The organism is Telluria sp. ZB2R32 (assembly GCF_059685715.1).
Genome location: NZ_JCASIG010000014.1, coordinates 1 through 22,061 on the forward strand (window position 1 = coordinate 1; position 22,061 = coordinate 22,061).

19 protein-coding genes and 2 rRNA genes are annotated in these 22,061 nt (G+C 64.3%); 16 read left to right on the top strand and 5 right to left on the bottom strand.

Annotated features, from left to right (window positions below; all coding sequences use genetic code 11):
- The 10 genes from rrf to AC56LG_RS24500 all read left to right on the top strand — a co-directional run.
- Positions 1–93, top strand: a 5S ribosomal RNA gene (gene rrf, locus AC56LG_RS24455); the annotation flags it as partial.
- A 151-nt stretch (positions 94–244) separates the two neighbouring features.
- A complete protein-coding gene (locus AC56LG_RS24460) occupies positions 245–550 on the top strand; it encodes a hypothetical protein (protein ID WP_497168636.1) in 306 nt (101 codons plus the stop codon).
- Positions 551–848: 298 nt separating this feature from the next.
- The gene (locus AC56LG_RS24465) at positions 849–1,955 is read left to right on the top strand and encodes an S-(hydroxymethyl)glutathione dehydrogenase/class III alcohol dehydrogenase (RefSeq protein WP_497168637.1); all 1,107 of its coding nucleotides are present in this window, start codon (positions 849–851) and stop codon (positions 1,953–1,955) included.
- Positions 1,956–1,999: 44 nt separating this feature from the next.
- Entirely contained in the window at positions 2,000–2,593 is a 594-nt protein-coding gene (gene gfa / locus AC56LG_RS24470; RefSeq protein ID WP_497168638.1) for an S-(hydroxymethyl)glutathione synthase, read from the top strand.
- A gap of 117 nt (positions 2,594–2,710) precedes the next feature.
- Complete coding sequence (locus tag AC56LG_RS24475) at positions 2,711–3,055, top strand: hypothetical protein (RefSeq protein WP_497168639.1); 345 nt, start codon at positions 2,711–2,713, stop codon at positions 3,053–3,055.
- A gap of 199 nt (positions 3,056–3,254) precedes the next feature.
- Complete coding sequence (locus AC56LG_RS24480) at positions 3,255–5,099, top strand: methanol/ethanol family PQQ-dependent dehydrogenase (protein ID WP_497168640.1); 1,845 nt, start codon at positions 3,255–3,257, stop codon at positions 5,097–5,099.
- A gap of 106 nt (positions 5,100–5,205) precedes the next feature.
- Positions 5,206–5,625 carry a c-type cytochrome gene (locus tag AC56LG_RS24485; RefSeq protein WP_497168641.1) on the top strand — a complete coding sequence of 140 codons (420 nt, stop codon included), beginning with the start codon at positions 5,206–5,208 and terminating at the stop codon, positions 5,623–5,625.
- Positions 5,622–6,581 carry a quinoprotein dehydrogenase-associated putative ABC transporter substrate-binding protein gene (locus tag AC56LG_RS24490; protein WP_497168642.1) on the top strand — a complete coding sequence of 320 codons (960 nt, stop codon included), beginning with the start codon at positions 5,622–5,624 and terminating at the stop codon, positions 6,579–6,581. Before AC56LG_RS24485 ends, AC56LG_RS24490 begins: the two co-directional genes overlap by 4 nt.
- A complete protein-coding gene (locus AC56LG_RS24495; RefSeq protein WP_497168643.1) occupies positions 6,578–7,459 on the top strand; it encodes a hypothetical protein in 882 nt (293 codons plus the stop codon). The genes AC56LG_RS24490 and AC56LG_RS24495 overlap by 4 nt, the downstream gene beginning before the upstream one ends.
- A 48-nt stretch (positions 7,460–7,507) precedes the next feature.
- A complete protein-coding gene (locus tag AC56LG_RS24500; protein WP_497168644.1) occupies positions 7,508–8,506 on the top strand; it encodes an ATP-grasp domain-containing protein in 999 nt (332 codons plus the stop codon).
- A gap of 34 nt (positions 8,507–8,540) precedes the next feature.
- Here the strand turns inward: AC56LG_RS24500 and AC56LG_RS24505 are convergent, their stop codons facing one another.
- The 4 genes from AC56LG_RS24505 to AC56LG_RS24520 form a co-directional block, all read right to left on the bottom strand.
- A complete protein-coding gene (locus tag AC56LG_RS24505) occupies positions 8,541–9,500 on the bottom strand; it encodes a beta-propeller fold lactonase family protein (RefSeq protein ID WP_497168645.1) in 960 nt (319 codons plus the stop codon).
- 3 nt (positions 9,501–9,503) lie between these two features.
- Positions 9,504–10,082 (bottom strand): cytochrome b, encoded by a 579-nt coding sequence (locus AC56LG_RS24510; protein ID WP_497168646.1) that lies wholly within the window; start codon positions 10,080–10,082, stop codon positions 9,504–9,506.
- Positions 10,083–10,097: 15 nt separating this feature from the next.
- On the bottom strand, positions 10,098–12,104 hold the full coding sequence (locus AC56LG_RS24515; protein ID WP_497168647.1) for a sigma-54-dependent Fis family transcriptional regulator: 2,007 nt from the start codon (positions 12,102–12,104) through the stop codon (positions 10,098–10,100).
- A 190-nt stretch (positions 12,105–12,294) separates the two neighbouring features.
- Entirely contained in the window at positions 12,295–12,462 is a 168-nt protein-coding gene (locus tag AC56LG_RS24520) for a hypothetical protein (protein ID WP_497168648.1), read from the bottom strand.
- Here AC56LG_RS24520 and AC56LG_RS24525 point away from each other — a divergent pair.
- Entirely contained in the window at positions 12,461–13,960 is a 1,500-nt protein-coding gene (locus AC56LG_RS24525) for a DUF2868 domain-containing protein (protein WP_497168649.1), read from the top strand. The two genes, AC56LG_RS24520 and AC56LG_RS24525, sit on opposite strands and share 2 nt — an antisense overlap.
- Complete coding sequence (locus AC56LG_RS24530) at positions 13,957–15,495, top strand: DUF3482 domain-containing protein (RefSeq protein WP_497168650.1); 1,539 nt, start codon at positions 13,957–13,959, stop codon at positions 15,493–15,495. The genes AC56LG_RS24525 and AC56LG_RS24530 overlap by 4 nt, the downstream gene beginning before the upstream one ends.
- A 143-nt stretch (positions 15,496–15,638) precedes the next feature.
- On the opposite strand, the gene AC56LG_RS24535 is transcribed toward AC56LG_RS24530, so the two are convergent.
- Positions 15,639–17,792: a TonB-dependent receptor family protein gene (locus AC56LG_RS24535; RefSeq protein WP_497168651.1), complete on the bottom strand. Its 2,154-nt coding sequence runs from the start codon at positions 17,790–17,792 to the stop codon at positions 15,639–15,641.
- Between the two features lie 355 nt (positions 17,793–18,147).
- On the opposite strand from AC56LG_RS24535, the gene adh reads away from it, so the two are divergent.
- From adh to AC56LG_RS24555, 4 genes are all read left to right on the top strand, one after another.
- Positions 18,148–19,668 (top strand): aldehyde dehydrogenase, encoded by a 1,521-nt coding sequence (gene adh / locus AC56LG_RS24540; protein ID WP_497168652.1) that lies wholly within the window; start codon positions 18,148–18,150, stop codon positions 19,666–19,668.
- Between the two features lie 87 nt (positions 19,669–19,755).
- On the top strand, positions 19,756–20,160 hold the full coding sequence (locus AC56LG_RS24545; RefSeq protein ID WP_497168653.1) for a DUF779 domain-containing protein: 405 nt from the start codon (positions 19,756–19,758) through the stop codon (positions 20,158–20,160).
- 161 nt (positions 20,161–20,321) lie between these two features.
- On the top strand, positions 20,322–21,491 hold the full coding sequence (locus tag AC56LG_RS24550) for a porin (RefSeq protein ID WP_497168654.1): 1,170 nt from the start codon (positions 20,322–20,324) through the stop codon (positions 21,489–21,491).
- A gap of 464 nt (positions 21,492–21,955) precedes the next feature.
- Positions 21,956–22,061: ribosomal RNA gene (locus AC56LG_RS24555) — 16S ribosomal RNA — on the top strand; the annotation flags it as partial.

A 22,061-nucleotide genomic window follows, 5' to 3' on the forward strand; every position in this document is an offset into this window, starting at 1 on the left:
GGTCCCACCCCTTCCCATCCCGAACAGGACCGTGAAACGACTTTGCGCCGATGATAGTGCTGCAACCAGTGTGAAAGTAGGTTATCGTCAGGCTAGTTATAAGAGAAAAACCCGCTCAGCGATCTGAGCGGGTTTTTTTTCGTCCCATGGTTTTGCGTAGCAATCAGCTAGCACCAAGTCACATTGCAAATTCCATTTCCAGAACTACACTGAACCCAGGTTCACAGTTCGGAAAGGACTGGTCATGGGCACATCTGGAAAACCCAGGGCAGGACGGCTGGCCGCCGCATTGCTCCTCACCGCCAGCCTCGGCGGCTGCGTGTACGCTCCGCCGTACGCCTACGATACTTATTACCCCAGCTACAGCTACCCGGCCTATTACGGCTATCCTACTTATGTCGGGCCTCCCGTCGCGCTGAACTTCGGTTACGGCTATTACCGCCATCATCATTCACACCGGGGCCACTATCGCGGCTATCACGGCGGCTATCGCGGTGGTTATCACGGTGGCTACCGTCATGGTGGCGGGTACGGCCGTGGCCGGCATTGAGCTCATCTCAACGCCACGCAACTGCTGTAAAACACTCCCTCTCATCCCGCTGCACACCTGCCGGCCCCTGCTGCCGGCAGGTGTGGCACGCCCCTTGCATTCTCGTCCATCTGCGTGCGCCGGGCGCCGTCTCCGCCGCCTTCTCCACCGTATCGCGGTAGCGCCGGTGGAACACCTGTCACCCGATCGGAACAGGCAACGACGAGCTTGTTGCAATTTCGGAGCGGCAGCAAACCCGGCACACCTGTTTCCAACCCGTTCGCCACCCATGGCGGACCTCATCGACAAGAAAGATGCCATGAAAACGAGAGCAGCCATTGCGTGGAAAGCGGGAGCCCCTTTATCCATTGCCGAAGTCGACCTGGAAGGACCACGCGCCGGCGAAGTGCTGGTCGAAATCAAGGCGACCGGGATTTGCCATACCGATTATTACACCCTGTCCGGCGCCGACCCGGAAGGCATTTTCCCCGCCATCCTCGGCCATGAGGGCGCCGGCATCGTGCTCGAAACCGGGCCCGGCGTCACTTCTGTCAAGCGCGACGATCACGTCATTCCCCTGTACACCCCGGAATGCCGGCAATGCAAATTCTGCCTGTCCCGCAAAACCAACCTGTGCCAGTCGATCCGCTCGACCCAGGGCCGCGGCCTGATGCCCGATGCGACTTCGCGTTTTTCGCTCGACGGCCAGCCGCTGTTCCACTACATGGGTACCTCGACCTTTTCCAACTACGTCGTCGTCCCCGAAATCGCGCTGGCCAAAATCCGCCAGGACGCGCCTTTCGACAAGGCCTGCTATATCGGCTGCGGCGTCACGACCGGCGTCGGCGCGGTCGTGTTCTCGGCCAAGGTGGAAGCGGGCGCGAACGTCGTCGTTTTCGGCCTCGGCGGAATTGGCCTGAACGTGATCCAGGGCGCGCGCATGGTCGGCGCCGACAAGATCATCGGCGTCGACATCAACCCGGGCCGGGTCGAAATCGCCCGCAAGTTCGGCATGACCCATTTCGTCAACCCGACCGAAGTCGATAACATCGTCGACCACATCGTGCAGCTGACCGATGGCGGCGCCGACTTTTCCTTCGAGTGCATCGGCAACACGCAGGTGATGCGCCAGGCGCTCGAATGCACCCATAAAGGCTGGGGCCAGTCCTTCATCATCGGCGTCGCCGCCGCAGGGCAGGAAATCAGCACCCGGCCATTCCAGCTGGTCACCGGCCGCCAATGGAAGGGCTCGGCCTTCGGCGGCGCACGCGGACGCACCGACGTGCCCAGGATCGTCGACTGGTACATGGACGGCAAGATCAACATCGACGGCCTGATCACCCACACCTTGCCGCTCGAGCGCATCAACGAAGGTTTCGAGCTGATGAAGAGCGGGCAGTCGATCCGCTCGGTAGTGCTGTACTGACCTAGACACAGCGCGTTTTGAACCAACCAACCAGGGAGACGAACATGAACGACGACATGAATAGCAGCGTCAAAATCCATCCTGCGGTCGATGCCGGCATCAAGCCGGCGGCGCCCGGCTTTTCCGGCGGCACCCTCACTTGCGGGTGCGCGACGGATCCGGTGACGGTCGAGATCAAGAGCCAGGTCGCGCATAACCACGTGTGCGGCTGCACCAAGTGCTGGAAGCCGGCCGGCGCCTTGTTCTCCCAGGTGGCCGTGGTCGGGCGCGACAAGGTGACGGTGACCGCCAACGCCGACAAGCTCGCCGTCGTCGACACGTCCGCCACCATCCAGCGCTATGCCTGTCGCGACTGCGGCGTGCACATGTACGGTCGCATCGAGAACACGGCGCACCCGTTCTACGGCCTCGACTTCGTGCATACCGAACTGTCGCGCGAGAGCGGCTGGGCACCGCCGGAATTCGCCGCCTTCGTGTCCTCGATCATCGAGTCGGGAGCGCGTCCGGAAAACATGGGGGCGGTGCGCGCACGCCTGGTGGAACTCGGCTTGCCGCCCTACGACGCGCTGTCGCCGGCATTGATGGATGCCATCTCGACCCATGTCGCCAAGGCGCGCGGGGTGCTGCAGGAAGCCTAGCCTGCAGCATGACAAGCCGCTGCGCATGCAGCGGCGCTTATCGACCATCGTCGGCCAGCACCTGGCGCCACCACGCTGGTCATGACTGCGGCCCATGCGCCGTTACCGGAGGAAAGAATGAAGCGATCCCGTTTGCTGTTGTTGCCACTCCTGCTCACCGCCCCTGGGGCGTACGCCAATGACTTCCCGACCAGCAGCCGCGTCGAGTACGTACTGGAGTGCATGCAACAGCACGAAGGCAAAGGCGAATTCCTCTACAAGTGCTCCTGCGTCATCGATCACATCGCCAAGGGGATGACACACGACCAGTATCTGGAGATGTCGACCGCGTTGCGCAACCAGACCATGGCGGGCGAGCGCGGCGCCATGTTTCGCGACCCGCCGCAAGTGAAGGAAATGGCAAACAAGTACAAGGCGATCCTGGCCAGCGCCAACCAGGCTTGTTATGTAACGCAACGCTGAGGCGATGCCGGGCCTGGTGTTGCGCCATGGACGATACAACCGACCCGGCACTGTCTCGAATCTGAACACTCTTTCATGTGCACACCCCATCGACCGACTGGCACGCTAAGTGCTGTGTAAAGGGATGGGGCGATCCCCACGCTGAGGTTTTGCAAGGCCAACCAGTTGGACCGCTATAAAAACCATAGGAGACTTCATCATGTTATTTCCCACGAGATTCATGCGCTGGTGGCCATGCCTGGCACTGGCCGCCGGACCGGCGCTGGCTGCCGACTCGGACGTCACACAGCTGACCAAGGACCCGAAGAACTGGGCGATGCAGTCCGGCGACTTCTCGAACCACCGGTATAGCGAACTCAAGCAAATTAACGCGAAGAACGCAAGAGACCTGCAGGTGGCCTGGACGTTCTCGACCGGCGTGCTGCGCGGCCACGAGGGCGGGCCGCTCGTCATCGGCGACACCATGTACATCCACAGTCCCTTCCCGAACAAGGTATTCGCCGTTTCCCTCGAAGACCAGAGCATCCGCTGGAAATACGAGCCCAAGCAAGACCCGACGGTGATCCCGGTCATGTGCTGCGACACCGTCAACCGCGGCGTGGCCTACGCCAACGGCAAGATCTTCCTGCAGCAGGCCGACACCACCCTGGTGGCGCTCGATGCCAAGACCGGCGCCGAGCTATGGAAGAACAAGGTGGGCGATCCAAAGATCGGGGAAACCACCACCAATACCCCCCACGTGTTCAAGGATAAGGTCATTACCGGCATCAGCGGCGGTGAATTTGGCGTGCGCGGGCGTATCACGGCGCACGACATGAACACCGGCAAAATACTGTGGAAAGCCTGGAGCACCGGTCCGGACAACGAACTGCTGGTCGACCCGAACAAGACCATGACCTGGACCAACGGCAAGATGGCGCCGATCGGCCCGGACTCCTCGCTGAAAAGCTGGAAGGGCGACCAGTGGAAGCTGGGCGGCGGCACCACCTGGGGCTGGTACAGCTACGACCCGGCTACGAACCTGATGTACTACGGCACCGGCAATCCGAGCACCTGGAATCCACGCCAGCGTCCCGGCGACAACAAGTGGTCGATGACCATCTTCGCACGCGACCTCGATACCGGCATGGCGAAATGGGTCTACCAGATGACGCCGCACGACGAGTGGGACTATGACGGCGTCAACGAAATGATCCTGGCCGACATCAAGGTCAAGGGCCAGCCGCGCAAAGCGCTGGTGCACTTCGACCGCAACGGCTTCGCCTACACGATGGATCGCGTCACCGGCGAGCTGCTGGTGGCGGAAAAATTCGATCCGAAGGTCAATTGGGCGACCCACGTCGACATGAAGAGCGGCCGGCCGCAGGTCGTGGCGCAGTACAGCACCGACAAGAACGGGCCCGACTTCAATTCCAAGGGCATCTGTCCGTCCGCGCTCGGTACCAAGGACCAGCAACCAGCCACCTTCAATCGCAAGAACGGCCTGTTCTACGTGCCGACGAACCACGTCTGCATGGACTACGAGCCGTTCCAGATCGAATACACGGCCGGCCAGCCGTATGTCGGCTCGACCCTCTCGATGTATGCGGCACCGAACAGCCACGGTGGCCTGGGTAACTTCATCGCCTGGGATGCCGGCACCGGCAAGATCGTCTGGTCGAAACCGGAAAAATTCTCGGTGTGGAGCGGCGCACTGTCGACGGCTGGCGACGTCGTGTTCTACGGCACTCTGGAAGGCCATATCAAGGCGGTCGACCTCAACGGCAAGGAACTGTGGAAGTTCAAGACCCCATCCGGCATCATCGGCAACGTCCATACCTGGGAATACAAGGGCAAGCAATACATTGGCGTGCTGTCGGGCATTGGCGGCTGGGCCGGTATCGGCCTCGCGGCCGGCCTGACCAAGGGCACCGAAGGCTTGGGCGCAGTGGGTGGCTACAAGGACCTGGCCAAGTACACCGAGCTCGGTGGTGTGCTGACGGTGTTTACATTGCCGGACCGGGTACTGGCGGGCGGACAAAGGACCGCCATGCGTGACAAATAAAGGGCTGGCCGGCCCGCTGGGCTGGTCGTGCGGATGGTGTTGAAAAACGGTTGCCGGTCGCAAGCGCCGGCAACCGTGCCCAAGTATCTTCTCTTCAGGAATGCATATGAACGGATTGACAAAGAAAGCAGGGATCGCGGCCGCTTGCTGGGCCTTGACCGCAGTGTCCGGACTGTTGTCCGCACCCGCCATCGGGGCGGACAACGCACCTTATAAGGTCGCCGGAGGCAACAAGGTCGACGCGCAGACCCTGAGCGGCTGGAAAACCTGGCGCGCCATGGCTTGCGAACGCTGCCACGGCGCAGCCCAGGAAGGCATGGTCGGCCCTTCGCTGGTCAACAGCCTGCGCGTACTGAGCAAGGATGAATTCAAGGCCGTCGTGTTGAAGGGCCGCATCGAGAAGGGCATGCCGAATTTCGATACCAGCAAGATGGTCAGCGAAAACATCGACAACCTGTACGCTTACTTGAAGGGACGTTCCGACGGCGCCATCGAACCGGGCCGCCTGCAGGAGATCGACAAATGAAGCGGGGTACGACAGCGCGGCGCTCGACAGCGTGGCGCACAAGGTCCAGGGCGTGGCTGGCGGGGAGCGTATGCGCACTCGCCGCCGGCCTGGCCGGCGCCCAGCCCACCATCGAGCCCGGCGCCGACAAGGTGCTGCGGGTCTGCCAGGACCCGAACAACCTGCCGCTGTCGAACCAGGCCCTGGCCGGCTTCGAGAACAAGATCGCCGTCCTGTTTGCGCAGCAACTGGGCTGGAAGCTCGAGCACGCCTGGTTTCCGCAGCGGATGGGTTTTATACGCAATACCTTGCGCGCCAAAGAGGAAAATTCCGACCATTACAAATGCGACCTGGTCACCGGTGTTCCCAAGGGATTCGACATGGCGGCGACCACCCGGCCGTATTACCGTTCCAGCTACGCCATGGCCTACGTGAAAGGCAAGGGACTGGACCGGGTGCGCAGCCTCGACGATTTATTGGCGCTCGATCCGGCGCAACGCAGGAAGTTGCGCATCGGCGCCTTTGCCGGCTCGCCCGTCACCGATTGGCTGCTGCAAAACGATTTAATGGATCAAGTGTCCTGGTACCAGAGCCAGACCGGCGACGCCGAACAGTATCCGGGCGAAATCGTCGAAAAAGACTTGGCCAGCGGCAAGCTCGACGTTGCCTTTGCCTGGGGACCGATCGCCGGCTACTTTGCCAGGAATGCGCGCGCCACGCCGATCGTCGCCATTCCGCTCGCATCGAAGCCCGGCATGAAATTCGATTTCGAGATCGCCATGGCGGTGCGCCACGCCGACAAGGATTTTCGCCAGCGCATCGACCAGCTGATCGTCGCGAACGCGGCCAGGATCCACGCGATCCTCGAACAGTACGGCGTGCCGGAACTGGCGCTGCAAGACACGGCCGCACCGGCAACCGCCGCCGCCTCTGCAACAGTTTCCTCGGCAGCAGCCCCAGCGGCGAAGATGCCATGAGCCGCACGCCGTCATGCCGCCTGGCCGCGCGCGGCGCCGCTGCGTGCCTGCGCGTCGCCGTCGCCGCCGGCGTGTTGTACGGCGGTGCTGCCGGCGCCCAGCCGGTGTCGCCCGCCGAAATCCTGTTGTTCGAGAGCGATCACCTGGCGAAGATGCAGGCGCCTGCGACCCTGGTTTATGAATTCAGCAAGCGCAGCAATGTCGAACCGGCGCTTGCCGACAGTGTCCAACTCGAGGTCACGCGCAGCAAGGGGCAGGTACATGCGACATTGCACTTCCTGAGCGGCAAGCACCGACGCGACTTGCCCGAGGTCGACGATGCGCATGGCAATCCGGTGCTGCTCGGCTTTCTCGAGCACGACATCGCCGAGATGAAGCGCCTGACCGGCGGTTCCGTCACCTACTTCCGCAAGCGCATCCGGATGGCGCTGGCCAACGGCGCGCAGGTGACGCCACAGCGCATCACCTGGCAGGGCAAGACCGTCGAAGGGCAGGCCGTGCGCATCCAGCCCTACCTCGACGATCCGCTGCATGCGCGCTTCGAGAACTATGTGCGCAAGACGTATACCTTTGTCTTCAGCGACGGCGTACCTGGCGGCCTCTACCAGGTAAGCACCTCGCTGGCGAATGCCGGCCAGACAGCGCCGGGCACGGTGGTGGCGCGCACGGCAGGGCAGGGCGCCGCCAAACCGGACGCAGCCGGACCCGGAAAAGCGGAGTCCGGTGCGGCGGTCTCCGCAGCAGGAACCCCGCGGGCACCCGGTGCGGCCCAACCCGGTACAACGGCGCCCGGGGCACTTGGGACGCCCGGGACGCCGCCGATTCCCGCCATCGACGAGACGCTCACCCTGGTCAAGGTCGCCGCTCCCAGGCGCTGAGCCAGCTGGGGCAGCTTGCCTGGACATGGAATCAGCCGGAGGCACACGATGGCGCCCCTGAAAGTGTTTGCTTTCGATTATGTGATGGAGGGCGGTGCGATGACGCGCGCCCTGCCGCGCTCGTTCACGCAGCAGGGGGCAATGCTGTTCGATGCCTTGCTGGCCGACCTTGCCGCCTTGCCGAACGTCGAAGTGTGCACGATGGCGACGCTGTGCGCATCCGAGGCGGGAGCCGCGCCGGCGCAGTCGTTCACGGAACGCTTTGCCAGCTGCGTGCAGGCGGCGGACGCGGTCTGGCCGCTGGCGCCCGAATCCGAAGGTTTACTGGAGGGCCTGTCGCGCGACATCCTGCGCGGCAAGCGCATCCTGCTGGGCAGCGCCCCGGGCGCGGTGCGCGTCGCCGGCAGCAAACTAAAAGTGGCGCGGGCGCTGGCCGAGGGCGGCGTCGCCACCGTGCCGACCTACCGGCCGCACGCCGCCTTGCCGGACGCGGATGGCGCCTGGGTCGTCAAGCCCGAGGATGGCGCCGGTTGCCTCGATACGCGCCTGTTCGGCGACCGTGCCGCCGCGCTGGCATGGATACGCACCCACGCGGCACAGGGATATGTGCTGCAACCCTTCGTTGCCGGCAAACTCTGCAGCCTGTCGCTGATCTGCTGCGACGGCGCCGCGCGCCTGCTGGCGCGTAACCACGAACGGGTGGCGGTGCGCGACAACCGCTTCCACTTCCTGGGCAGTACCGTCAACGGACTGGCCGATGCCGACGGCGTCCTCGAACGCCTGGCGCAGCAGGTGGCGGCGGCGCTGCCGACCTTGTGGGGCTATGTGGGGGTGGACGTCATCCTCGGCGAGCGCGGCGCGGTGGTGCTCGACGTCAATCCGCGCCTGACGGCGGCGTATGCCGGACTGCACGCGTCGATCGGCTGCAACCCGGCCGGCCTGGTGATCGATCTACTGAAAGGGCCGGCCGCCATGCCGGCGCCGCCGGCCGGACGCCGCGCGGTCAGCGTCGACGTCGACAGCTTTCCGGCCGACGCCGGCGCCTGAACAGCCGGCAGATGCGCCGCCCCGGCGCACACGCCTATTTGATCACCACGCCCCACGGCAGCTTGCCCACCGCGATGTCGCGCAGCTTGGTGCGGCTGGCGGTGTCGATCACGCTGACGTTGTTCGAGCGGCCATTCGCGACATACAGTTTTTTGCCGTCCGGCGTGAGCGCCATGTTCCACGGCCGCTGGCCCACCGGCACGGTCGCCACGACCTGGTTGCTGGCGGTGTCGATCACCGACACGTTGGCGTCGCCGCCGTTCGACACGTACACGAACTTGCCGCTCGGGTGCACCGCAATGCCGTTGGCGCGCAGGCCCGCCTTGATGCGCGCGACGATGGCGAAACTGGTGGTATCGATGACGAAGACTTCGTTGGCATTCTCGGTGGCGACATAGGCGCGGCTACTGTCGGGCAGGAAGCCGATGCCGCGCGGACGTGCGCCGACGGCGACCTGGGCGACTTGCTTGCGGCTGGCGAAATCGATGATGTCGACGGCATCGCCTTCCTCGGCGCTGACGAATACCAATCTGCCGTTCGGGCTGAACACCGCGTGTTCCGGATTCTTGCCGTGCACGGGCAGCGAAAACGCCAGCGCGCGGGTAGTCGTGTCGAGCACGGCGATCTCGTTCTTGCCCTCGATCGCCGCGATCACCCAGCGTCCGTCCGGCGAGATCGATACGCCTTCGGGCGACTCGCCCAGCGCCACCGTGGCGCCCAGCTTGCGGGCACCCAGTTCGACCAGTTGCAGGCGGTTGTTTGGCTGGTCGCTGACGTACAGCCAGCGACCGTCGCCGCCGACGGCCAGGCCGCGCGGCTTGGAGCCGCCGGGCAACTCATTGACGACCTGGTCGGTGGCGGTGTCGATCACGGAGATCGTCGCCGACCCTTCGTTCGGTACGTAGGCGAAAGGGGCGGCCAGCAGCGGCAAGGGGAGCGCCCCGGCAAGGACGAGGGCGGCGGCAAGACGGGGCAATGAGGACAATAAGGGCATGAATCAATTCTCCACAGGCTGATGGGCGGGCGCCTGGTCAGTACGCGCGCCGCGGCGCGGCCACATGCGCAGCAGCAGGCCGTCGCGATCGATCAACATGTGCTTGGCAACGGCCAGCACATGCACGGCAACGAGCAGCGCCAGCAGTAGCGCGGCCAGGTGATGGGTGCTGTTGAAAATGGCGTACCAGGTCTTGTCGTCCGGCCCCCAGGGCGTCCAGTGCACGACGTTGAAAAACTTGACGCCGTGCCTGCTGAAATTGGAGGCGAGATAGCCCGACAGCGGCAGGGCCACCATGCACACGTACAGCAGGATGTGGGAGATCCTGGCGGCTGCTCTCTGCCAGCCAGGCGTCGTCTCCGGCAGCGGCGGCGGCCTGTGCGTCAGGCGCCAGCCCAGGCGCAGCAGGATCAGCAGGCCTATCAGGATGCCGCTGCTTTTGTGCAGGTTGACGTAATAGCCGCGCGCCGGCGTGCCGCGCGGGATATCTTCCAGCGCCAGGCCAAAGGCGAACTGGCCGACCAGCAGTAGCGCGATCAGCCAGTGCAGGGCGATCGCGGTGCCGGTGTAGCGTGCATACATGGCGGCGCTCATGGCTCAATGAAACAGCGATTTATCCGGATGCTCGATGTTCAGGCGTTGCAGTTTGCGGTACAGCGTGTTGCGGCTGATATTCAGGTCGCGTGCAACGCCGCTCAGGTTCCATTGATGGCGTTTCAGTTCCTGCAGCAGCACTTCCCGTTCCGCACACTCGAAGGGGTTAAGGCCGGCATCGGATTTGGCGCCGGGCGCGGCGGCAGCAGGAGAGACAGGGGCAGAGGCTGGCTCGGCAGGCGGCGCATCGGTAGCGGCCATGCCGGTAACATCGTGCCGGTATTCGGGCGGCAAATCGTGCGCGGTGAGGCGGTCCGATTCGCGCAGCGCGATCATGGTGCGCAGCAGGTGGCGCAGCTGGCGCAGGTTGCCGGGCCAGCGCTGCCGCTCGAGCAGGGCCAGCAGGCTGTCGTCGATCTCGACCGGACAGCCGGCATCGCTTTCTTCCAGCGCCAGCTGGCGGATCAGGGCGGCGCGGTCGAGGCGTTCGCGCAGCGGCGGCAGGGTGAACGTGACGCCCTGCAGGCGGTAGTACAGATCTTCGCGGAACGAACCGCTCTCGATCTTTTGTACGAGGTCGCAATGGGTGGCGCTGATCAGGCGGATGTCGAGTTTGACGGGCGCTTCGCCGCCGAGCGGTATCACTTCGCGCTCTTCCAGCACCCGCAGCAGCCGGGCCTGCAGCGCCACCGGCATGTCGCCGATCTCGTCGAGGAACAGGGTGCCGCCATTCGCCTGCAACAGCTTGCCGCGCTGGCCTTCCTTGCTGGCACCGGTGAAGGCACCCGCGCGATAGCCGAACAGTTCGCTCTCGACGAGGGACTCGGGAATCGAGGCGCAATTGATCGCGACAAAAGGCCGGGTGGCGCGGCTGCCGGACAAATGCATGGCGCGTGCAAAGCGCTCCTTGCCGCTGCCGGTTTCGCCCAGCAGCACGACGGCGACGTTGCGTTCCATGATCCGCTTGGCGGTCTCGACATTGGCGCGCATGGCCGGGTCGCCCAGGTGCAGCGCATCGAGCGCGCTGGCCGCGGGCTGCGCCTGGGCGCTGTCGGCGCGCACCAGGCGGCGTGCGCTGCTGTTGGCGACCGGCTGGTAGATGACGGCGAAAAAGCGCGCATTGCTGCGCACCTCGAAGATCGGTACCGGGTGGTAGGCGCGCCGCACGCTGCTGTCGACCAGGCCGGAAAAGGTGATATTAAACAGCTCGCAGACGTCGCGCCCGACGATCTCGGCCGGGTGGGTGTAGCCGAGCAGCGACAGCGCTGCGCGGCTGGCGGCCAGCACGGTGCCGGTCACGGACAGGGCAATGGCGCCTTCGCTCAGGGTGCCGACGAATTCGGGCCGGTTATGAAAGCGCAGGATGAAGTCGTGGCGGAACTGGTTCAGGAATACCCGGTTCTCGATCATCTGCACCGACATGCTGACCAGGGCCAGCGTGTGCTGCTGGGCCAGGCGCGATTCGCCGGAAGCGTCGAGCACGCCGACCAGTTCGCCGCCATGGTCGAAGATCGGGGCCGCCGCGCACGAGAGGCCGATATTACGCGACAAATAGTGTTCGTCCTGGTGCACGGTGATTGGGCGCCGTTCGACCAGGCAAGTGCCCATGCCGTTGGTGCCCTGCACGCGCTCGCTCCAGACGGCGCCCTGCATCAGGCCGGTTCGTGAAGCGGCATGAGTAAATGCCGGGTCACCGAAATAATTGAGCAGCACGCCTTCGCGGTCGGTCAGCATGATGGCGTAGCCGGAGCCGGCCAATTGCTGGTACAGGTTGGCCATCTCGACCTTGGCGACGGCTTGCACCTCGGAGAGCCGTTCCTGGCGTTCCTGCAGTTCGACCGGCGCCACCACTTCGGGTTCGGCGCAGCTGTCGGGATTGAGCTGGTATTCGTTGAGACAACGAATCCAGGAGCGGGTGATCCGGTTACCGGACCCCATGCGATCGGCGCCCAGACGGTCGTGGACGACCGAATGGACACGCTTGACGTGTTCCACGGCAAACTTCGACATGCTGTCTCCTGCGTCCGCAACGAGGGCCGGCACTGCTGGTGCTGCCGGCGACTGCCGCTTTATGGACTGTTTTGTGAGTTTGACACCCCATCTATTGTGGAGAATACACCGTTCAACCGTCCGATTGTCGGCCAGTTTTCATTATTTTTGAATACGCACTGGCTCTGTATGCGGGCCGCATGGCGCAACTTCAGAGCGGCATCAGCCAAGCTCCAATCGTGTGGAACTTGAGACCAAAATAATGGTCACGTTCATCCGGATCGGCGCGGCCGCGCGGCGGGCCGTGCTGGGGTCGAAAGGAAAACTGGTGCACAATCGGGGTGACGATGTTGGCAATCCAATAAAACAGGACGAGCATGAACGAACAGGTTGCACGACGGGTCGTGCTGGTGCGCGCGATCGAAAGCGCCGATACCGGCCACCAGGTGCTGAGCGAAGACGACCGCAAGTATGCCAGCCGCAGCGCGCGCGAGCTGGCCGCATGGCAGGCGGCCGACAGCAAGGCCGCGGTCACCCAGGAACATTTTCTCGAGCAGCGCTCGGAGCAGATTCTCAAGCGCCTGGCCGAGCGCACGCCGGCCTTTGCCAGTTTCCAGCGCCGCGGCCTGGGTTTGCCTGGCTTCTGGGCGGCGCTGCCGGTCTTGGCGCTGGTCGCCGGCGCACTGCTCGACCGCATTGCCGATCCGCACCGGGTCGACCTACTGTCGGCGCCATTGTTGTTCATCATCGGCTGGAACTTGCTAGTGTATTTGGTGCTGCTGGTCATGGCGCTGCTGCCGGTCCGGAAGGGCGCCCCGGCCGGGCAGGGGCTATTGCGCCGCCTGAGTGTCGGCAAGGCCGCCATGCCGCGCAAGCTGCCGGGTGCGCTCTCGACCGGCATCACCAACTTCATGGCCGAGTGGGCCGTACTGAGCGAACCGCTCACGCGCGCGCGCCTGGCCCGCACCGTGCACCTGGCGGCGGCGGCATTCGCCCTGGGCGCCGTGCTGTCGCTGTACGCGCGCGGCATGCTGACCCAATACGTGGCCGGCTGGGAAAGCACTTTCCTGGACGCGACCCAGGTCCACACCCTGCTGTCCTGGCTGTTCGCACCGGTGCTGTTGCTGTTCCCGCAACTGCAGGGGTTTACCTTGGCCGACATCGAATCGCTGCGCTTCAGCGCCGGCGCAGGAATCGGCCCAGGCGCATCTGCGGCCGGCGGCGAGCGCTGGGTGCATCTGTATGGCGCCACCATCCTGCTGCTGGTCGTGCTGCCGCGCCTGGTGCTGGCGGCGCTGGCCGGCTGGCGTGCGCGCCGGCTGGCGCGCCGTTTCCCGCTGGAGCTTGAACATCCTTATTTCCGTCGCCTGGCCGACAGCATCGGCGCCGGCACGCCCGCCGTGCTGCGCGTGCTGCCCTACAGTTTTACACTCGACGAAGCACGCGACCGCGGCCTGTGGACGGTGGCGGCGATGGCCCTCGGCGCCCAGGCGCGCGTGCTGCTGCGCCCGACGGTGCCGTACGGCGAAGAGCCGCAACAAGCGCTACGCGACACGCCCCTCGACGACGCCGGCGTGACCGTCACCGCCGCCCTGTTCAGCCTGGCGGCGACGCCGGAAAAGGAAAACCACGGCGCCTTCCTCGACGTGCTGGTCAAGCACAGCAAGCGCGGTGTCGCCGTGTTACTGGACGAATCGAGCCTGACCGAACGCGGCGCCGGCCAGGCCGGCCTGGAAGCGCGCGTGGCCGAACGCATCGCCTTGTGGCGCCAGTTCTGCAGTTTTCACGGCACCGCGGCGACGGTGGTGAACCTGGTCGACCCGAATAAACACCCGATCGAACTCGGTGCGGGGCTGGCCTTGCCGGAGTTGCGATGACCGAATTATTAAAAAAGTCGCCGGCGCATTCGCCCGATGAGTCGCTGCCTGATGCTCCAGTAAAAATCCAGTTCGCGCTGGTTTCGCACACGAACAACGGCAAGACCACGCTGGCGCGCACCCTGGTCGGCGCCGACGTGGGAGAGGTGCGCGACGCCGCCCACGTGACCACCTTTGCCGAAGCGCACCCGCTGCAAACGACGCCTGTGGGCGATACCCTGCTGCTGTGGGACACGCCCGGTTTCGGCGACTCGGTGCGTCTATTAAAACGCCTGGCGCTGGCGGGCAACCCGATCGGCTGGTTCCTGCGCGAAGTGTTCGACCGCTACCGCGACCGTCCGTTCTGGCTCAGCCAGCAAGCCTTGCGCGCGGCCAAGGATGAAGCCGACGTCGTGCTGTATCTCGTCAATTCGTCGGAAGCGCCCGGCGACGCCGGCTACCTGCCGGCCGAGATGAACATCCTCGAATGGCTCGGCAAACCGGTGGTGGTCTTGCTCAACCAGATGGGGCCGCCGCGCACCGGGGCGGCCGAAGGCGCCGAGCAGGGAGAGTGGAAACGCCACCTGGCGCGCTTCCCGGTCGTGCGCGAAGTGCTGGCGCTGGACGCTTTTGCCCGCTGCTGGGTACACGAACACGTGTTCTACGAGGCGGTCGCGCCGCTGGTCGCGCCCGAAAAGCAGGCCGGTTATGCGCGCCTGCGCACGGCCTGGGAAGAGAATAACCGCCAGCGCTACGCCAGCGCCTTGCGCATCTGCGCCGAACAGGTGGCGGCGGCCGCGCGCGACAGCCAGCCGGTCACGGAGCAGGGCGGCGGCTTCCTGCGCAGCGCCTTGAAGGCAGTCGGGCTGAACAAGGACCAGCAGGGGCGCCAGGAAGCGGCGATGGCGGCGCTGGTCGAGCGCCTGAACGGAGAAATCAACAAGGCGACCATGCGGATGCTGGTGCTGCACAAGGTCGATCCGGGCGAAGCCACGCTCATCAACACGCGCGTGCGCGAAAATTTCGCCGTGCGCGCACCGATCGACAAGGCGCAGGCCGGCCTGCTGGGCGCGGTGGTGTCGGGCGCGGCCACTGGCCTGTCGGCCGACCTGATGGCGGGCGGCCTGACCCTGGGCGGCGGCGCGCTGCTGGGCGCCCTGGTCGGCGGCCTGACCGCGGCCGGCGCCGCCTGGGGTTTTAACCAGCGCAACGACAGCGACAAGCCGGGCGTGCAGTTCGCCGACGCCTTTTTGCAGACGCTGCTGGTAGGCGCCGTGCTGCGCTACCTGGCGGTGGCCCATTTCGGGCGCGGACGCGGCAACTATGTCGAGAGCGAAGCACCGGCGTTCTGGCAGGCCGAAGTCGAGGCGGCTCTGGGGGCGCAGGGCGAGCTGGCGGCGAGGTTATGGCAGGAAGTGCGCGCGGCGCCCGACCTGAATGCGGCGGCGACACGCGTGTTCGCGCTGGTCAAGCCGGCAACGGATGCGACGCTGGCGCGCTTGTATCCGGGGGCTACCGCTGCGCTGTCCGGAAAGGAACAGCCAGCAGTCGTGTGATGCTTGCGGTGGTTGAACGCGTGGGCCTCGGCGGCCCCGCGGAACCCGCCCACCCTACATCCCTTCGAGTTATGTTGATTCCGCCCACGCGTCGATCGTTATCGCCAGATCCATCGCGAAACGACCGATATCGGCGCTTCCTGTTAGAACTGATACTGCCCGCTCACCCCCAGCACCCAGTTCCGCCCCGGCGCTCCTTCATAAAACCGGCGGTTGGCATCCCCGACGATCACCGAACCGACATACTGCTTGTCGAACACGTTATTCAGGCGCGCGAACTGCTTGATCGTCCAGCCGTTCCACTCCTGCTTCGCCTGTGCGCGCAGGTTGAAGATGCCGTAGCCCGGCGCCGGCTGGGCGGTATTCGTGTCTTCGGCGAACACGCGGCCGTTGGCGATCGTTTCGATCGCCGCACCGTAGCGTCCGTTCGCTTCCTTCCAGCCCAGTTCGCCGTAGAGGCTGGTCTTCGGTATGCCGGGCAGGCGGCTGCCTTCCGGGACCGTACCAAAGCCTTCGTCGTAGATCGCGTGCAGTGCCGACAACGCCAGTTTCGCGCTCCAGCCGGCGCCGAGGTCGGCATCGAACGACAATTCTCCGCCCTGGCGCAAGGTGGCGCTGGCATTGCGGTAGCTGGTGCGGCCGCCGCTGGAGGCGTCGACCACCAGTTCATCCTGTGTTTTTACCTGGAACAATGCCGCATTCACGCGCATGTTGCTGCCAATAAAAGCTTTGACGCCTGCTTCCAGGTGCGTGCTGGTGGCCGGCTGCAGATTGAAATTGAAGCCGGCACCGGTGCCCGAATAAAACACTTCGTTCAGGGTCGGCGTCTCGAAGCCGCGCGCGGCGCTGGCATACACGTTCAGCGTCGGCGCAACTTTATACAGCACGCCGACCAGCGGCGTCGTGTGGTTGTAGCGCACGGCGCCGCTGTCGTTGCCGTTCGAGAGGTAATAGTCGGCCACGTCGAATTTCACGCGGCTGTGGCGCAGGCCGGCGGTCACGACCCATTGCTCGCGTTCCCATTCCGCTTGCAGGTAGGGGTCGACGTTGCTGACCTTGTTTTCTTCGTCGCGGCGCAGGTTGCCGCGCACGCCGAATTCGTTGCCGACGAAATTCTCGAAACCCTGGCGTGCATCGGTCGAGCGGCCGGTATCGATGCCGACCGTGGTGCGCAGGGTGCCGCCGGCCAGTTCGCGCACGTCGCGCCAGTTGACGTCGAAGCCGAGGAAGTCGCGGTCGAAGTCGACCACGCCGCCGGAATGGGTCGGCGGTGCCTGGAAGCCGCGCGAGAACGACTGGTACTGCACCACGCGCCGGTTGCCGCCGTAGGCCGTCACCTGCAGGCGGTTGGCGCCGAAGCGCTGTTCCCAGGTCAGGCCGGCCTGCTTGTGGTCGATGCTCTTGCGGGTGTTGTAGCGCTCGGCCAGGGTGCGTTGCGGAGACACGGTGTCGGTGGTGTCGATTTCGCCGGCGCGCGGATCGCGCTGGTAAGTGGCCCAGGTGACGCCGAGCGGATCTTGCGTGTCGTCCTGGCGCAGGCCGCTGGCGGTCAGCACCAGGCGGCCGGTGGGCGAGGTCGCCATCGTCAGCTTGGCATAGGCCTGGTCGCGGCGGGCGGCGCCGTGGTCGCGGAAGCCGTCGGTGTCGAAGCGCGACGCGTCGATCAGGTAACCGATGCCGTTGCTCTCGCCCTGGGCATTCAGGTCGAACTTGCGCATGCCGTAGCTGCCGGCGGAGACACTGGTTTCGATCGATGGCGCTCCTTTCGGATCGCGCGTAAACAGTTGCACGACGCCGCCCGAGTGATTGCCGTACAGGGCGGAGAAGGGGCCGCGCAGCACTTCGATGCGTTCGGCCATGTCGAGATTGAACGTGGCGGCCTGGCCCTGGCCGTCGGGCATGGTGGCCGGGATGCCGTCGGCGATCAGGCGCACGCCGCGCACGCCGAATGCCGAGCGGGCGCCGAAGCCGCGCGAGGAGATCTGCAAATCCTGGGCATAGTTCTGGCGATCGCGCGCCACCAGTCCCGGCACCGCCGCCAGCGCCTCGGAAGCGTTTACGCGCGGCTGGGTATCGCGGATCAGGCTGGCGTCGATCACGTCGATCGCGGCGGGCAGGTCGAAGCTGGCGTGCTCGCTGCGGCTGCCGGTCACCACGACCACGTTCATCGGGCCTTGCTGGGTTGCCGTGGGCTCGTCGGCGGGCTGCGCGGCTGGCTGACCGGCGGCAAGCGCGGCCAGCGGCCAGCAGGCGCACAGGGCGGCGATCGCGTTCAAGCGAAATGCGTGTTGCGTCATTGTTTCTCCATGGTGGTAATCGCTCCCTGTCGCTCGGCGCGGACAAGGCGGTATTAATTCGACAAGCAATATACCTGCCATCCCTGAAAGGGGTGCGCACACTGGTGGCATGGGGTTTGCATGAAGTCCGCCATCCGACACCAGCATGGCCGGTACGTCCTCAGCAGGTGTGTCAATGCCGCCTGGCCGACTGTTCCAATTTTGAGCAGGTGTGCCAGAAATGGTCAGCGCAACAGGCCCTGCTCCTGCGGCAAAGGGGTGGCACGGTGCTTGCGACGCCCGATGGCGTGCTTCGACACGCCCGCTGCCGCACTGGCCTGCTGCAACGGTCCATCAGACAAATAATGAGGATGACATGAATCTCGCAGACATCAGCAAGCTCGGCGTCGCCAATCCCTTCAAGCAACGCTACGACAATTACATCGGCGGGCGCTTCGTGGCGCCCGTGAAGGGCGCGTATTTTGCCAACGTCACGCCGATCACCGGCCAGCCGTTCTGCGAAGTCGCTCGCTCGAGCGCGGAAGACATCGAGCTGGCGCTGGACGCCGCCCACGAAGCGAAAGAAGCCTGGGGCAAGACCTCGCCGGCCGAGCGCGCCAACATCCTCAACAAGATCGCCGACCGCATCGAGCAGAACCTGGCGATGATCGCCACCGCCGAGACCATCGACAACGGCAAGCCGATCCGCGAAACCACCGCCGCCGACATTCCGCTGGCGATCGATCATTTCCGCTATTTTGCCGGCGCCATCCGCGCACAAGAGGGTTCCATTGCCCAGATCGACCATGAAACCTATGCTTACCACTTCCATGAGCCGCTGGGCGTGGTCGGCCAGATCATCCCGTGGAATTTCCCGATCCTGATGGCGGTGTGGAAGCTGGCGCCGGCCCTGGCCGCCGGCAACTGCGTCGTTTTAAAACCGGCCGAGCAGACGCCGGCCTCGATCATGGTGCTGATGGAACTGATCGGCAATTTATTACCGCCGGGCGTGGTGAACATCGTCAACGGCTACGGGCTGGAAGCGGGCAAGCCGCTGGCCTCGAATAAACGCATCGCCAAGATCGCGTTTACAGGCGAGACCGGCACCGGGCGCCTGATCATGCAGTACGCCGCGCAAAACCTGATCCCGGTCACGCTGGAACTGGGCGGCAAGTCGCCGAACATCTTCTTTGCCGACGTGATGGACGCGGACGACGAATTCTTCGACAAGTGCCTGGAAGGGTTTGCGATGTTCGCGCTGAACCAGGGAGAAGTGTGCACCTGCCCGTCGCGCGTGCTGGTCCAGGAATCGATCTACGAACGTTTTATCGAACGCGCATTGGCGCGGGTTGCCGCCATCAAGCAGGGCAACCCGCTCGATGCGTCGACCATGATCGGCGCCCAGGCTTCGCAGGAGCAGCTGGAAAAAATCCTGTCCTACCTCGACATCGGCCGCCAGGAAGGCGCGCAAGTGCTGGCCGGCGGCGAGCGCAAGGCGCTGGAAGGCGACATGGGCGGCGGCTATTACGTGCAGCCGACCGTGTTCAAGGGAGATAACAAGATGCGCATCTTCCAGGAAGAGATTTTCGGGCCGGTGGTGTCGGTCACGACGTTTACCGACGAAGCCGATGCCCTGCGCATCGCCAACGACACCCTGTACGGGCTCGGCGCCGGATTGTGGACGCGCGACGCCTCACGGGCCTTCCGCATGGGCCGTGCGATCCAGGCCGGCCGGGTCTGGACCAACTGCTACCACTTATATCCGGCGCATGCCGCGTTCGGCGGCTATAAACAGTCGGGCATCGGGCGCGAGAACCACAAGATGATGCTCGACCATTATCAGCAGACCAAGAACCTGCTGGTGAGCTATAGCCCGAAAGCGCTCGGGTTCTTCTAAGCGGTCCGGGTGGCGCGCCAGGCTCGGTCGCGCCACCATCCTCCATTCGATTTCGGAGTCTTTTCACTACAGTTTCGGAGGTAATGCATGGCGCCTGCGCCCGCCCGCGTGACCGCAACGCCCGCCGCCCTCGGCTTTATCGAAGAGCTGCGGCAACGCCACGGTCCATTGATGTTCTTCCAATCCGGCGGCTGCTGCGACGGCAGCGCGCCCATGTGCTATCCGGCGGGCGAGTTCAACCTGAGCGATACCGACGTCCACCTCGGCGACCTCGACGGCACGCCCTTCTACATGGGCAGCGAACAGTTCGCCTATTGGGAACACACCCAGCTGATCATCGACGTCGTTGCCGGCAACGGCGGCATGTTCTCGCTCGATAACGGCACCGGGCGCCGTTTTCTCACCCGCTCGCGTTTGTTCAGCGACGAGGAATGGAGCGCCCTGAGCGCTTCCATACCGTCGAGTACGACGCCCCGCAAACAGCACAGTTGACTCATCCATTCATCGTGAACTGATCAGTTTTTGCGCACCCGGATGAGATAATAGCCCGCTCCAGCCCCGTAGGCCGGTCGTATATGGCTGGGCACGAGATTTGCCATCGCTGTCGGTTGCATCACTTGATGCATACAACATAACCGATCAAGGAGACGGCGATGAACAAGCGGCTTGTATTCCCTTACGCGGCAGGCGTGCTCGGTGCGCTGGCATGCATGCAGCCGGCGGCGGCGGTCGACATCAAGGCGGGCGACTGGACGGTGTCGGTGGGCGGCAACGTCAACGCCTATTACACCTTCGTCGATTGCTCGGGCGCCCAGGTCGGCGGGCTGGCGCTGGGCGGCGAAGCGCTCGGCTGCGGCAGCCGCGACAGCCGCACGACCGTCGGCAACGGCCTGCTGCCCAGCGGCCTGGTCACTTCCGCGGCGTCGCAGCTGGGCGGTTACGACGTCAAGGCGTTGATCGGCATCTATGCCCACACCGCCACCGACAGTGCGATCTCGGCCAACAGCGGGGTCGACGTGCGCCAGGCCTTCTTTACCTTCGGGAACGCCGGCCTCGGCACGGTCAAGCTCGGACGCGATTACGGTATCTTCGGCGCCAATGCCATTCTTAACGACATGACCCTGATGGGCGTCGGCGCACCGGTACAGGCGACACAGCGCGGCCGCGTCGCGCTCGGCCACATCGGCGCCGGCTACGCATACCTGAACCATTACGGGCAGGTTGCTTACACCACGCCGACATTGGGAGGCGGATTCAGCGTCGACTTCGGTCTCATGAGCCCGGTAGACGACACGCCGGTCGTCGCCCCATCCGCCTATACATCCGGGTCGACGCCGCAGTTCCAGGCGCAGCTGACGTACAAGCTGGGTGACATCAAGGCATGGCTCGGCGGCAAGGCGCAGCGTTTCGACCCGCTGGTGGCGGGTACCCCGGACCTGACCATGCGCGCATTCGAGATCGGCGCCTTGTATCAGGCTGGACCGCTGGGAGCGCTGGTGAACTTCCAGGCCGGCACCGGGCTCGGCATCCTGTCGGACGCCGACCAGGGCCGGGTACGCAGTTCCCATGTCCTGGTGCAGGGCACCTACAAGGTAAGCGAGCAGGTCAAGCTGGGGCTGAGCTACGGCCATAGCGAGAACAGCAATGATGCCGCCGGCACTCGCGGGCTGAAATCGAACGCCAACGTCACGCTCGGCGCCTATTATGCCCTCAACAGTGCGATTACGCTGGTGGCGGAAGCGGGGCAGACACGCTCGAAGGCGTTCGCCGGTCCGCGCGACAAGATGAATGGCGTCGCCCTGGGCGGCATCATTTTCTTCTAAAGATGACGCTGGACCCTGTCAGAGGGGAGGGGCAAAAAAGCCCTTGCAGGCTACGAACAGGGTTCGCTATAATTCGCCTCCGCCTACGCGGCTCGGTTGAAACGGCAACGAAATCAAGTAGTTGAAGCAACAACAGGTAGCCGCGAGACACTGCGGTGTAGCAAAAAAGAAGTTGACGAGAATCAGAAATTGCTTCATAATCTTCTTCCTCTGCTGCTGACGAACAAAACGATTCGCAGAATGCAGCAAGGCAGTACGGAATAAAGTTCTTTAAAAATTAACAGTCGATAAGTGTGGGCGTTTGATGAAGGTGCCAGCAGTTGCGTAAGCTCTGCTGATTACTTAATTATCAAATGTTCACAAAAGTATTAAGCGTTGTCTCAGCAATGAGATGACGGTCAGTATCTTGAGTGAGCGACCCCTGAGAAATCAGGGTGACTCGAAAGAGTCAACAAACAGAGATTAAACTGAAGAGTTTGATCCTGGCTCAGATTGAACGCTGGCGGCATGCTTTACACATGCAAGTCGAACGGCAGCGCGGGGCAACCTGGCGGCGAGTGGCGAACGGGT